Raw genomic sequence first — 12,681 nt, 5'->3', positions numbered from 1 at the left:
AATAACAAAAAAATGAACAATAAAATTACTCAGAATCTTATAAAACAAAAATGTAAGCCTTGCGAAGGTGGCGTAGATCCCATTCCTGAAACTCAAGTTCATCTCATGCTCAACGGCTTGTCGGGATGGAGTTACACTGAAAATCGCATTAGTAAAGAATATAAATTTAAGGATCATTATCAGACACTTGCATTCGTCAACGCATTAGCGTGGATTTCTCATCGAGAAGATCATCATCCGAATCTCTCAGTTGGATACAAAACATGCAATGTGAGCTACACAACCGATGCAATCAATGGGCTCAGCGAGAATGATTTTATTTGTGCAGCTAAAGTCGACTACCTCTTTGACTTATAAACCACTCCCATTATTCCCGCTGCATCACTAACGCAATGAAACTGTTCGTTTGAATACCGAATCGTCACAACTGAAAGGTACGATCATATCGGCTCACGGAAGGCACTACTCCGTGGAGCTAACTGATGGATTTATCATCATGGCTTATCCTAGAGGTAGATCAACGAAATATGCCTGCGGAGATGAATGCCTTCTCAGCGTAAAAGGCTCAGAGGGCAGAATCATTGCCATTGATGACCGTTCATCTATTTTTTGGCGATCCGACACCTTTAAACAAAAGCTAATCGCGGCAAACGTAACCATGATTATCTTAGTGGTAGCGACTGACCTGCCCATTAATTACTCTCTGATTACACGTTGCTTAGTTGCTGCGGAAGAACAGCGCATTTCAGTGAGGATCCTAGTTAATAAATCAGACTTGGGTGAAAACACCTCATCGAACAACTTCATCAAGCAATATAGGAGTCTCGGATACGACCCTATTGCTGTTTCCGCAATCACCGACACAAAATCGATAAAGGAAATAATTAAGGATCAAAGAATAGTACTTGTTGGCCAATCTGGGGTTGGAAAATCAACAATCGTAAATAATATTATCAGTGCGGCACACGCTAAAACGAAGTCCATATCCAGTAAGTTAAGAACTGGGAGACATACAACGACTCATGCCCAACTCTATCGATTAAACGATTCAACATCATTGATTGACTGCCCTGGATTACAATCATTCGGACTGAACCATATCAATCCACGACACCTAGCCGATTATTTCACGGAATTCCGTAATTATCTCAGTCAGTGCCAATTTTCCAACTGTACACACACGGTAGAGCCGAACTGCCATGTGATTACCGCCGTTAAAGATAAGCTTATTCTCTCTACTAGATGGGAAGAATACAAAGCGATATTGGCAGAAATAATCGGGCATTCGGTAAAAGGAACGTACCTCCTGAATCCTATCAAATTAAAAAGTCTGATATAAACAAGACAAGTACCGATAATAAAAAGCAATGCAAAACGAACGCCACTAAGATGAGTCACTCGTCAGAAAAATAAAACATGATAGCCGGAGTAAAGACATACAAACTAAACAACAAAGGTAGACTTTTTAAAAAAATAAGTTACGTGATTACCAAGATAATAAATAGAAATCCAGAAAAAAGTGCTTCAAAAAATCATGGATTACCATCTTTAACTGATCATCAAAAATACAGCTGCAAATCACCTTACTAATAAATACAAGAAATTTCACGCAATTATTTTCACGAAAGAAATTTGTTACTAAACGAAAACTATAAATTATGAAAATATACAAACCAGTATACCTTTGTATATACCATTTCAAAACGCCTATCAAAACTTAACTAGAATAAACGTTATTAGCCAGTAACCTATTCAGCTCAATATTCAAAAAATAAAATCTTATGCAGACTTCAAATTTTAAGCACGTGAATATCACAATAAATCAAAAGGTCGCTATGGTGACTATCAACCGACCAGAAAAACGAAATGCTCTATCCCCTGAGGTTCTACAAGAGGTCACGACGGCCTTTGAGACGTTACCCCAAGAAACTGGAACACACGTAGTAGTATTTACCGGAGGAGAGCAGTACTTTTCGGCTGGCTTCGATTTAAATGAGATTAGGAAGCTTGAGAAACTGAATAATGAATCCTATACAGCTATGTTTCACCGAACTTATCGGTCTATTTTGTTTTGTCCATTACCCGTGATATGCGCTGTTGGTGGCCCAGCTATAGCTGGAGGATTCGATCTTGCGATGATGTGCGACTTCCGTTACGCGTCGACAAAAGCCAAATTCGGGCAGCGTGAAATAGCGTTATCGCTAACACCAATACTCGATCCCCTTTGGCGCATCATTGGTCTAGGTAGGGCCAAGGAGTTAACACTTACTGGTCGCCTTTATGATGCACTAGAAGCAAAAGAAATTGGTTTTATCAATGAGGTTTATCCAACTGGAGAGCTGTTAGATCATGTTCTCGAAATCGCAATAAATATGGCCAAATTTGACAGACAATGTCTTATTGAAACTAAACAACTTTCAAATCAATTACTCAATCAAGATCTCGAAAGCAGCATGCGCATTCAAGAGTGGTTATTTAGGACTTATATTGGATCAAAGGAAAATCATGAACGAATTGATACTCTCCTAGAAAACCTGAAAAGAAACAAATCTTAAAAAAAATATCAATAATACTCAGTCTATGTTTAAACTCGGTCAAAAGAGATCTGGATCACGGGTCTCGATACTTATGGTATTGATTATTACCTGCATTACAGGAGGGTTGGTCTACCTTAATGCCTCGATTGATCCAAATAAAACAGAGCCACGAGCGGTAACTCCTAGAGGCCCCTTAACTGATGAAGAAAACGCAACCATATCTATTTTTGAACACGCTAAAAAATCAGTGGTTTTTATCAGTACAAAACATCGCGTTAGAGATTATTGGACACGCAATATATTTTCAGTTCCAAGCGGAACAGGCTCCGGATTAATATGGGATTCACAAGGACATGTGATCACTAATTTTCATGTTATCAAGGGTAGTAGCGAAGCTACTATCAGGCTAGAGGATGGAAGAGACTATAAAGCCAGCTTAGTCGGCGTTAGTCCATCGCACGATCTTGCGGTTCTCAAAATTATAGTCACGACCCAATCACCGCCCCCGATCCCTATTGGGGAAAGTGAGAACCTTAAAGTAGGACAAAAAGTATATGCGATAGGTAATCCATTTGGCTTGGATTGGACGCTAACAACCGGAATAGTCTCTGCTCTTGATCGCAGCCTCAGTACGGAAAGCGGGCAGAATATTGAACACCTAATTCAAACGGATGCCGCAATTAATCCTGGAAACTCAGGAGGGCCCTTGCTTGATTCTTATGGACGATTAATCGGAGTCAACACGGCTATCTATAGCCCATCAGGAGCTTCTGCTGGTATTGGATTTGCAGTTCCAGTTGATACGATCAATCGAGTTGTCCCTCAGTTAATACAACACAAAAAATACACGCCGCCAAGCATCGGTATACAGCTTGATCCTGACCTCAATAAGCGCATTACCGAAACCATGGGCATTGAGGGAGCGGCCATTCTCAGAGTTTTTCCAGGATCTTCGGCTGCAAAGGCCGGGCTTGAGGCTGCCAGACTAAGATCGGATGGTGTTATTGTCCCTGGAGATATAATTACCAAGGTCCAGGGGATACCAGTTGAGTCAATCAGCAAATATTATGGCTTAATGGATAATTTTAAAGTTGGGGAAGAAATTACACTTACAATTCATCGTCATGGTGAGAATTTAGATGTTGTCGTTAGCGTCCAAGGTACATAAATTCTCTTATACCACCGCTATAGCTCACCTTCAATTGCCACGCTCACAGGTACGACATTGAGTACATCTGATAACACACTAGGCGCAAGACTCACTAAGAAACCCCTTGCCCCACCATTTATATAAATTCTGGGCAGATCGAGAATCGATTTCTCTATGTAAATCGGCATATCCTTGCGGGTACCAAAGGGGGACGTCCCTCCAACCACATAGCCCGAATGCTTACTCGCGACGTTAGGGTCGCACGTTGTAATACTCTTTGTCCCAATCAGGCGAGCTAGACCTTTGGTAGAGACATTTTTATCGCCATGCATTAGCACAATCAGAGGCTTACTATTTTCAGTTTGCATGATAAGCGTCTTCACCACGGCATGCTCCGGAACACCCAATTCATAAGCAGAAACACTTGTCCCTCCCCGTTCCTGATAGACGTATAAGTGTTCAGCGTAGGGTACCTTATGCGCTCTCAGGAATCGAACAGCTGCCGTGACTGGTGATTTCACTTGAGTTAAACCTCCAACAGTGCGGACGCCAAAATATGTAGCATTCCAGCAGTCGCTCCCCAGATCTCGTGATCAAGATAGGGTAAACGGTAAAAACATCGTTCACCAAAATCGTCAGGGCTTGAGGAGATTTTATAATTCCCAAGGTTTAAAACAAAATCCATTGGCACTTCAAATATTGACTCCACCTCAAAAGAATCCAAAACACAATCAATAGGAGCCTCAATCCAGGCAACAAACGGAGTGACCCTAAAACCTGTTCGAATATCATATTCAGGTAACTGTCCTAATAAGTCAGAATCGTCGAGCCTTAAACCGATCTCCTCTTTTGTTTCTCTCAAAGCGGTTGTCTTCCTGTTCTCATCATCATCCGAAACCCTTCCCCCGGGAAAGCTGACCTGACCTGCATGATTTTTCAGATGACCAGTTCGTTTCGTCAATAAAATAGACAACCGATTAGCTCGATGAATAATTGGAACCAGCACCGCGGCTGAAATAGGCCTCACCTCAACAGAGTGCTTAAACATCAGATGCCCTGTATTTTCAACCATTGGCTTGAACGACGCTAATCTTTTAGATATAGTTTGACGAGTAAGCAATAGTGACATTTCCGTATTTTTTTAAATCAATCTTCAACTACACTAGTATTACATAATCTCAAATCAACAAAAATACGAATACGTTTCCAAAAATTCTGAGACATATGCCTTATGGTTTATTCACGCTTCTTAAGAATCATACTTTGCACAGCCCTTCTAGGCGCCATCGCCCAACAACAGAGTGTGGCGGGGTGCTCTACAGAAATTCGTATTTTAGGCGATGATTTGGTTGATATCAAACTGTCGCCGCAACAAACCCAATTATTAAACGATCGAATTCTGCGTGCAAAACGATATTGCTTTTATGGGGAAGAAAACAAAGCTATGGATCTCATTAATGCGGCAAGAGAACTCTCGGGTCTTCAACCAACAACCGGAGAATTCGATTGGGAAAACATACCCATTGAAGACTTAAATCGACAGCCTACAAACTAACCCACAAATCAGCTGTTCGTTGCGGCATCGACTAATACAACCCAGACATATTCACTAATCGGCTTACCACGGTCTTTGGCGTCGGTACAGTACGACCCTATTCAGACCAAGCAGTATGGGGCCAATGGAAATAACTTTTCCCACAGTGACCTTCATCAAATTTAAAGGTAATATTTACCGCATCCAGATTAGGCATAATTAATAAATTAGTCTCATCAGTAATCTGAGAATTACGAAAAATTGTCTATCGAATCTACTCGCCTAAACCGGAGTCTCCATATATCTGCCCCTCAACCTCTAATGTAGGACATCGCTCAATAATTATGTCTCTTGCAAGAGACATTTTGCTAAAATGATAAAAATTAACAGAGTAGCATCACCCGTGTATTACAATGTTTTTAACATCTTAATATGTGGCAAAGTCGCCTGAACAAACTCGACGCCATATTCGGTGAACCCTAACTTATGATAGAACCCTTTAACCGATGTGCGTGCATTCAGCACAATTTGACTTACTCCATGCACGCGGCACCAAGACTCAACGTGCTCAAAAAGCAGACGTCCCATCCCACACAACTGATACTTTTTTGCAACGGCCATCTGGCGCAACTTACCTTGCTGACCAGAGTTTTCCATTGACAATACAACGCAAGCACACAGATCTCCAGATGAATTAAAGAGGCCAAAGTGATGCTGCCTGCGTTCATTTTCTAGGTCGGAATTAGTGAGAGTCAAGCCTATAGGTGCTCTAAGTTGACGCTCCCTTAAATTGAGCATCGCCGTATATTCGACGCTCCCAAACTGTACCTTTAAAAATTGCGTGATTGCTCTCCGTTGGACACTTTGACTACTACTTTATCTTTATTTAATTTGTTTAATTTTTCAGCAGCCCTAACCCTGCCCACTGGCGGACATTTGCATCTACGACTATTAATTTAGTAATTTTTTCTCAATTTTTCTAGGATCTATCGTTAGTTGGCCTAGCCCTAAAATTTACGCGCCGAGCCAATCCTATAGTTTTTGAAACTATTTAGTCCAAATCTTTGGCTCCGGAAACATCACTCATTATTACCCAATGCACAGAAGAAATCATTTACTACATCGTAGGACCGAGAACCCAAGGCGCAAACTCATCCTCGCCATACCCCCACTGCTCGCTCTTGGTTTGATCTCCGGAAGCAACTTCGAGAATTCGATTAAATATTTCCTGACCAACCTGCTCAACTGTGCAAGTACCATCGACAATAGTGCCACAATTGATATCTATGTCATCTTCTTGCTTATTAAATAAAGAGGTGTTGGTTGACAATTTAATGCTCGGAGAAGGCTTGCAGCCGTATGCGGAGCCTCGACCGGTCGTAAAACAAGCTATATTAGCTCCACCAGCAACATGTCCTGTTACTGATACTGGGTCATAACCCGGAGTATCCATAAATACAAAACCCTTTTGAGTAACTTGTTCCGCATACTTGTACACCTCCATCATGCATTCCGTGCCGCCTTTTGCTACAGCCCCAAGAGATTTTTCTAAAATCGTTGTTAAACCACCAGCTTTATTTCCCGGAGATGGGTTATTGTTCATCTCCCCACCCAGTTTCGTCGTATAGTCTTCCCACCATTTAATCCGTTCAACCAGCTTTTCTCCAACCTTCCTCGACGCTGCTCTACGTGTCAATAAATGCTCTGCGCCATAAACCTCTGGGGTTTCACTCAAAATGGCAGTACCGCCATTTTGTACAAGAAGATCTGCCGCCGCACCCAATGCAGGATTTGCTGAGATTCCTGAATACCCATCAGACCCGCCACACTCCAGCCCAAGAATCAAATGACTCGCTGAAGCTGGTTGACGTTCGACTTTGTTCGCATCAGCTAGCATCTCCTTGATCATATCGATACCTTGTTGAACAGTCTTTCGAGTTCCACCGACCTCTTGAATCGTGAAGGCTTTTAATTGGTCACTCCTACTCAAACCTTGTGCCGCAAGCAAATTATTAATTTGATTAGCCTCACAACCGAGACCAATCAGTAATGTCGAGTAAAAGTTAGGATGTATGGCATACCCACCGAGAGTCCGTCTCAGGTATTCCATGGGCTCCCCTTCTGCCGCCATACCGCAGCCTGTACGGTGATGTATTGGCACTACCCCATCAATATTCGGATAATCCGCCATTACTTCGTCATTGAAAAATTTGGCAATCAATCGACACACATGTGCCGAACAATTCACGCTGGAAATAACACCTAAGTAGTTGCGGGTGGCGACACGCCCATCCGTTCGTTTAATCCCCATAAATGTAGCTGGATGAGGATTTAGTTCAGTGGGTACGAAGTCCTCACAAAATGCATAATCTCGCTCAAAGTCACCCATCGCCAAATTGTGCACATGCACATGATCACCCGAAATTATTGGCTGAGTGACAAAGCCAATAATTTGATTATATCTTCGCACACAGTCCCCAATGTTCAAAGACCTCACCGCTACCTTATGTCCAGCGGGTATAACCCCCGTAGTTCTGATTTTCTCCTTTAGAATTTCCGTCCCCCGCGGGAGTTCAGTTCTCGCAATCACTACATCATCCGCAGCATTTAGTCTTATTGTAAGGTCTGCCGTTTGAAGCATTGATCTACTCCTTAAGTAAGTAGTTATATGTTTGTGTTCTTATCCGACCGTGGCAATCTGAAACAGTGAAAAAACGATGCTTCTGGTGTCACCATACATTTGCCGGTTGCCTTGAAAGAGAAAAGTCACACCTTCCAAAACTTAGTCTGTTCCGCTATCTAAGCTTAGCCCCACACTATGGCACAATATTGTATCATCCCAAATCAATCATGCTAATTATGCCTTCAAATCGACTCGCTGGAAAAACAATATTCGTAACTGCAAGTGCACAAGGCATTGGGAGAGCGTCAGTAATTGCCTTTGCACAAGCAGGTGCACGCATAATTGCCACTGACGTAAATAAGGACAAACTGAGAGAATTGGCAGATATTAGTGGAGTCACAACCAAGGTTCTGAACGTTCTAGATCATGCGGCTATCCAGTCGGCAGCAGTTGAGTACGACAACATAGACGTGATCCTCAACTGCGCTGGCTACGTACATCACGGCACCATTATGGAATGTAGCCAAGAAGACTGGGCCTATTCGTTTGACCTAAATGTTAAAAGTATGTTTATGGTCACCAAATCATTTTTACCTCATCTATTAGCTAAGAAAAATGGCAGTATTATTAATATTGCCTCGGTTGCAGGATCAATCAAGGGATTCGTAAACCGCTTCGCCTATGGTGCTACAAAAGCCGCGGTAATTGGGCTCACTAAATCAATAGCAGCTGATTATGTGGCGCAAGGCATTCGTGCAAATGCCATTTGCCCAGGCACTGTCGACACACCAAGTCTATCGGAGAGAATGCAAGCCACTGGAGATATCACTGCGGCTCGAAAAAATTTCATTAGCCGACAACCCATGGGCCGGCTTGGAACACCAGAAGAAATTGCCCATATAGCGGTGTACCTCGCGTCTGATGAATCGAAGTTCATGACTGGGCAAACAATCGCGGTTGACGGCGGAATAACTATCTAAACTCATAATTAATACAGGGGGAGATCTAAATGAAACTTTTACGTTACGGAGACATTGGGCAAGAGAAACCTGGAATACTCGATTCTGAGGGGAGTCTTCGTGATTTGTCTAACACGATCTCGGATATTAACGGAGACTTCCTTAGCCGCGGCGGAATAGAGGAAATTACCAAACTGAACTTAAACACTCTACCCAAAGTCTCCGGCAACCCGCGACTTGGAATACCGGTATCTGGCATATCTAAGTTAATCTGCATTGGTCTTAATTATGCTGATCATGCCAAAGAATCTAATGCGCCGATTCCAACTGAACCAGTCGTGTTTATGAAAGCAATTAGTTCACTCAACGGACCGAACGACGATGTTAGGCTGCCTAAAAACTCAATCAAAGGCGATTGGGAAGTAGAGCTGGCTGTTGTAATCGGAAAAAAAACCAAGAACGTCAATGAATCAGATGCGCTCTCACATGTTGCGGGATACACAATATGTAACGATGTTTCCGAGCGTGAGTGGCAACTGGAGCATGGTAACCAATGGTCAAAAGGGAAAAGCTTTGACACGTTCGCACCCGTAGGACCTTGGTTAGTTACCAAAGATGAAATCACGAATCCGCACAACTTAGCGATGTGGCTAGACCTCAATGGCAAGAGGAGGCAAACAGGAAATACCAACACCATGATATTTGGTATCGAAAAATTAATTTCCTATCTCTCATACTTTGTGACGCTACATCCCGGCGATATTATTTCTACCGGCACACCTCCAGGAGTTGGCATGGGAACCAAACCTGAGCCCGTATTCCTAAAGATTGGAGATAAAATGCGGCTTGGTATCGATGGCTTAGGTGAACAGAAACAAGCTGTTGTAGCCGATCGATAAAATGTAACCGTCAAGCATTTTGAAACCTCACCCCCCCGAAAGGCTTAAGACACCCCATAACTCTCAACTTTTTTTCATTCAAAAGTTGTAATACTTGCTAGGCTGAGCTAAGACGTGAATAAAGTTAAAGCATCAAAAAGCTATTAAGCTCAATGAGTACAGTACTTGAAGATCCACACAGACTATGTACCGCACCGATGCTTGATTGGTCAGATAGGCACTGCCGGTTTTTATTCCGACTATTTGCACCACACGCAATGCTCTACACCGAGATGGTCACCACTGGAGCAATTATCCATGGGGATCAGAAACGTCATTTAGACTTTTCTGAGGAAGAACATCCACTTGCGCTGCAATTGGGTGGGAGCGCTCCAGAGGAACTAAAATACTGTACAACACTCGCATCTCGTTGGAGCTACGACGAAATCAATCTCAATTGTGGATGCCCCTCTGAGAGCGTTCAAAAAGGTAACTTTGGCGCTTCGCTAATGCTCAAGCATGAATTAGTTGCTCAATGCGTAAAATCTATGAGCGAGGCAACAAATATTCCCATCACAGTCAAACATCGCTTGGGCGTCGATGATTATGATAGCTATGATTTTGTTTCTCAATTTGTCGGGACAATACGCGATGCTGGTTGTACAACCTTTATCGTCCATGCACGTATTGCCGTTTTAAAAGGACTGTCCCCTAAGAAAAATCGTGAAGTACCTCTGCTTAACTACGAATTTGTCTATAGACTGAAGCAAGAATATCCGGATTGCACATTCGTCATAAATGGCGGACTAAACGAACACACTGAGTTCGACTCTATTTTGAAAAAAGTTGATGGTGTCATGATTGGGCGGGCCATTTACCATTCTCCTGAGCTCCTAGGGAAATTAAGTCAATCCATTCATGGAAGTGCTACTCAAAATCTAGACAACATCATGTTACGAATACATAACTACGCTGTAGATCAAGTTCGCAGCGGTATCCCATTAAAATCAGTTACCAAACATCTTATGGGTCTCTTTCATGGTCGCAAAGGGGCGAGAATGTGGAGGCGCGCCCTTTCCAATCCAAATCATCTAAAACACAATGATCCAGACTTAATTATGCGCGCCTACCAAGAAGTTTATTAACGCGCTCTCCCTCTCAAAGATGCAGGAGTACCGGGCAAATCGATACGTGTCCCACCATCAATTAATTTTTGACTTTCCATCGACGAGCACAGGAACTTTGCCACGAGGGTTCATTGTTAGGAAAGATTCTTTTTTAAAGTCTCCATTTTGGACCGAGAGGTTGATTCATTGATATTGCAAACTCTTGTGCTCTAGAGCCAACCAAACACGCCAAGCATAGGGAGACCCTGATAAATAATAGAAATCAATCATATTTATTCTTACGGAAATAGGTTATTTTCCACTTATGCTGATAACTAAACCTAACATAAAATGGCCTAATGTCCCAGACGTTTATAACTGGCTAACACTGGACAATCGGGGTAATTGGCTGATCAAAAGAGAAAAAATACATCATCAAGGATTAATAGATTTTATTAATGCACACTATACAGAGGATAAAACAGGTAGGTGGTTTTTCCAAAATGGTCCACAAAGAGTATTTGTATCACTTAAATACACACCTTACGTACTGTCTATTGGATCGGACGATACATCAATTCATTTCAAGACACAGACCAATGAAGTTATCCCAAGCCTCGATCAATTGTGGCTTGATAATCATGGTCGAATGCTCGGATCTTGGAACCGGCATATCGGACTAATCTCTGACCGAGACCTACCTATGCTGATTGAGCATTTGGCGCATAAAAATAAACCCTACGATCCAATCAACGCAAGTGATTTAGAAAAGATTCTAAAATCAACTTTGTCAAAAGGTGAAACGCCTTTCATTACGCTACTTAATCAAAAACGATATGACATCGCTTTTATACACGAAGACGAGGTGCATCACGCGTTTCACTTCAATCCGCATCCGACGCCACCAGATGGCTCTGCCGAATGTTAAATACAGTGACTTATAAGATATCCGCAATCGAATATTTTATAAGGAAGCCTCTCTAACAATATCCTTTAAGAGGTCATCAATTTGCTGGAGTACTTCCCGAGTTTTATCATCTGCAACATTTCGAGCAATGCGTTTAAACGCCACATAGGTAATGTGCGGCTCTCCGTACAGGGTGTAGACCGAAATTGCATAAGGACAAAAAGCTAGAAACGCTGGTGCAAATTCCGCCATACGCCTTGAATACAGAGCGCTACAAAACTCCAGTACCTCAGCATTTTCGTAAATTGTTTCGTTTTCCCCCAAATCCTTACCTGTACGAAAAAGCATACCGCCGACATCAGACACATGATCAACCACAAGCCCTTGACTCTCAACAGCGAAGATTACTCTGTCCCTCACATCACTAAACGCACCCCCTATCGGTACGACCGTTACAAGCTCTGCAACATCATTCGCATTGGAAGTGGTCGAAAAAAGGGCCGATACATAAATAACAAAAATTGTTAAATAAATTTTGTTTCGCATTAGCTAGCTGAATTGAAATTACCGTAAACTGAGTCTAACGTAATTTACTGGCTAACTCAAACATGCGACAAAATAGGGAAGGCAATCCCGACCTGGGACCAGCCCTTAGATAAACTCGCAGATCAGCAGCTAAATAAAAATTGAATACCAATCTGCGAGTATCGAGGACTAGCCGAGTCGGTTACCAGCGACCGGAAATGGCCAAGCTGCGGGCGCAGCCATAGAGCGTGGTGCTGCAGCTGTTCTTCTAACTGGCTTTTTAGCTGCTACTTTCTTAGCTGCTGGCTTTTTCTTAGCCGCTGCCTTTTTCTTAGCTGCTGGCTTTTTCTTAGCTGCTACTTTCTTAGCTGCTGGCTTTTTCTTAGCCGCTACCTTTTTCTTAGCTGCTGGCTTTTTCTTAGCTGCTGGCTTTTTCTTAGCTGCTGGCTTTTTCTTAGCTGC

General features: G+C 42.5%; 15 protein-coding genes. 9 read left to right on the top strand and 6 right to left on the bottom strand.

What is annotated here, in order from left to right:
- Positions 1 to 12 precede the first annotated feature (12 nt).
- The 4 genes from O3A65_01580 to O3A65_01565 all read left to right on the top strand — a co-directional run bounded on the left by O3A65_01580 (position 13) and on the right by O3A65_01565 (position 3,705).
- Positions 13 to 357: a 4a-hydroxytetrahydrobiopterin dehydratase gene (locus tag O3A65_01580; GenBank protein MDA1331150.1), complete on the top strand. Its 345-nt coding sequence runs from the start codon at positions 13 to 15 to the stop codon at positions 355 to 357.
- A gap of 49 nt (positions 358 to 406) precedes the next feature.
- On the top strand, positions 407 to 1,339 hold the full coding sequence (gene rsgA / locus O3A65_01575; protein MDA1331149.1) for a ribosome small subunit-dependent GTPase A: 933 nt from the start codon (positions 407 to 409) through the stop codon (positions 1,337 to 1,339).
- A gap of 442 nt (positions 1,340 to 1,781) precedes the next feature.
- On the top strand, positions 1,782 to 2,555 hold the full coding sequence (locus tag O3A65_01570; protein ID MDA1331148.1) for an enoyl-CoA hydratase/isomerase family protein: 774 nt from the start codon (positions 1,782 to 1,784) through the stop codon (positions 2,553 to 2,555).
- A gap of 73 nt (positions 2,556 to 2,628) precedes the next feature.
- The gene (locus O3A65_01565) at positions 2,629 to 3,705 is read left to right on the top strand and encodes a trypsin-like peptidase domain-containing protein (GenBank protein ID MDA1331147.1); all 1,077 of its coding nucleotides are present in this window, start codon (positions 2,629 to 2,631) and stop codon (positions 3,703 to 3,705) included.
- 17 nt (positions 3,706 to 3,722) lie between these two features.
- Here O3A65_01565 and O3A65_01560 read toward each other — a convergent pair whose 3' ends face one another.
- On the bottom strand, positions 3,723 to 4,208 hold the full coding sequence (locus tag O3A65_01560) for an aminoacyl-tRNA deacylase (protein ID MDA1331146.1): 486 nt from the start codon (positions 4,206 to 4,208) through the stop codon (positions 3,723 to 3,725).
- 5 nt (positions 4,209 to 4,213) lie between these two features.
- A complete protein-coding gene (locus O3A65_01555; GenBank protein MDA1331145.1) occupies positions 4,214 to 4,807 on the bottom strand; it encodes a CoA pyrophosphatase in 594 nt (197 codons plus the stop codon).
- A gap of 111 nt (positions 4,808 to 4,918) precedes the next feature.
- Here O3A65_01555 and O3A65_01550 point away from each other — a divergent pair, with 111 nt between their 5' ends.
- Positions 4,919 to 5,242: a hypothetical protein gene (locus O3A65_01550; GenBank protein ID MDA1331144.1), complete on the top strand. Its 324-nt coding sequence runs from the start codon at positions 4,919 to 4,921 to the stop codon at positions 5,240 to 5,242.
- A 387-nt stretch (positions 5,243 to 5,629) separates the two neighbouring features.
- Here O3A65_01550 and O3A65_01545 read toward each other — a convergent pair whose 3' ends face one another.
- Together O3A65_01545 and O3A65_01540 are read right to left on the bottom strand one after the other, a co-directional pair.
- Positions 5,630 to 6,019, bottom strand: coding sequence for a GNAT family N-acetyltransferase (locus tag O3A65_01545; protein ID MDA1331143.1), 390 nt, complete (start codon positions 6,017 to 6,019; stop codon positions 5,630 to 5,632).
- 319 nt (positions 6,020 to 6,338) lie between these two features.
- Complete coding sequence (locus O3A65_01540; protein MDA1331142.1) at positions 6,339 to 7,862, bottom strand: altronate dehydratase family protein; 1,524 nt, start codon at positions 7,860 to 7,862, stop codon at positions 6,339 to 6,341.
- 218 nt (positions 7,863 to 8,080) lie between these two features.
- On the opposite strand from O3A65_01540, the gene O3A65_01535 reads away from it, so the two are divergent.
- The 4 genes from O3A65_01535 (at position 8,081) to O3A65_01520 (ending at position 11,715) form a co-directional block, all read left to right on the top strand.
- Entirely contained in the window at positions 8,081 to 8,824 is a 744-nt protein-coding gene (locus tag O3A65_01535) for an SDR family oxidoreductase (GenBank protein ID MDA1331141.1), read from the top strand.
- Between the two features lie 29 nt (positions 8,825 to 8,853).
- Complete coding sequence (locus O3A65_01530; GenBank protein MDA1331140.1) at positions 8,854 to 9,702, top strand: fumarylacetoacetate hydrolase family protein; 849 nt, start codon at positions 8,854 to 8,856, stop codon at positions 9,700 to 9,702.
- A gap of 152 nt (positions 9,703 to 9,854) precedes the next feature.
- Positions 9,855 to 10,826, top strand: coding sequence for a tRNA dihydrouridine(20/20a) synthase DusA (gene dusA / locus O3A65_01525; GenBank protein MDA1331139.1), 972 nt, complete (start codon positions 9,855 to 9,857; stop codon positions 10,824 to 10,826).
- A gap of 286 nt (positions 10,827 to 11,112) precedes the next feature.
- Positions 11,113 to 11,715: a DUF2946 family protein gene (locus tag O3A65_01520; protein ID MDA1331138.1), complete on the top strand. Its 603-nt coding sequence runs from the start codon at positions 11,113 to 11,115 to the stop codon at positions 11,713 to 11,715.
- A 36-nt stretch (positions 11,716 to 11,751) separates the two neighbouring features.
- Here O3A65_01520 and O3A65_01515 read toward each other — a convergent pair whose 3' ends face one another.
- Positions 11,752 to 12,240, bottom strand: coding sequence for a DUF302 domain-containing protein (locus O3A65_01515; GenBank protein ID MDA1331137.1), 489 nt, complete (start codon positions 12,238 to 12,240; stop codon positions 11,752 to 11,754).
- 168 nt (positions 12,241 to 12,408) lie between these two features.
- The coding region (locus O3A65_01510) for a hypothetical protein (GenBank protein ID MDA1331136.1) at positions 12,409 to 12,681 on the bottom strand (273 nt) is incomplete at its 5' end.

It is taken from the genome of Pseudomonadota bacterium, assembly GCA_027624715.1.
Lineage (GTDB): Bacteria > Pseudomonadota > Gammaproteobacteria > Burkholderiales > Eutrophovitaceae > Eutrophovita.
This window is presented reverse-complemented; position numbering and strand designations above follow the sequence as displayed.

Coding starts and splice junctions, on each gene's coding strand:
- O3A65_01535 (MDA1331141.1), top strand. CDS start 8,081: ATGCCTTCAAATCGACTCGCTGGAAAAACAATATTCGTAACTGCAAGT.
- dusA (MDA1331139.1), top strand. CDS start 9,855: ATGAGTACAGTACTTGAAGATCCACACAGACTATGTACCGCACCGATG.
- O3A65_01545 (MDA1331143.1), bottom strand. CDS start 6,019: ATGCTCAATTTAAGGGAGCGTCAACTTAGAGCACCTATAGGCTTGACT.
- O3A65_01565 (MDA1331147.1), top strand. CDS start 2,629: ATGGTATTGATTATTACCTGCATTACAGGAGGGTTGGTCTACCTTAAT.
- O3A65_01550 (MDA1331144.1), top strand. CDS start 4,919: ATGGTTTATTCACGCTTCTTAAGAATCATACTTTGCACAGCCCTTCTA.
- O3A65_01530 (MDA1331140.1), top strand. CDS start 8,854: ATGAAACTTTTACGTTACGGAGACATTGGGCAAGAGAAACCTGGAATA.
- O3A65_01515 (MDA1331137.1), bottom strand. CDS start 12,240: ATGCGAAACAAAATTTATTTAACAATTTTTGTTATTTATGTATCGGCC.
- O3A65_01570 (MDA1331148.1), top strand. CDS start 1,782: ATGCAGACTTCAAATTTTAAGCACGTGAATATCACAATAAATCAAAAG.
- O3A65_01540 (MDA1331142.1), bottom strand. CDS start 7,862: ATGCTTCAAACGGCAGACCTTACAATAAGACTAAATGCTGCGGATGAT.
- O3A65_01580 (MDA1331150.1), top strand. CDS start 13: ATGAACAATAAAATTACTCAGAATCTTATAAAACAAAAATGTAAGCCT.
- O3A65_01520 (MDA1331138.1), top strand. CDS start 11,113: ATGCTGATAACTAAACCTAACATAAAATGGCCTAATGTCCCAGACGTT.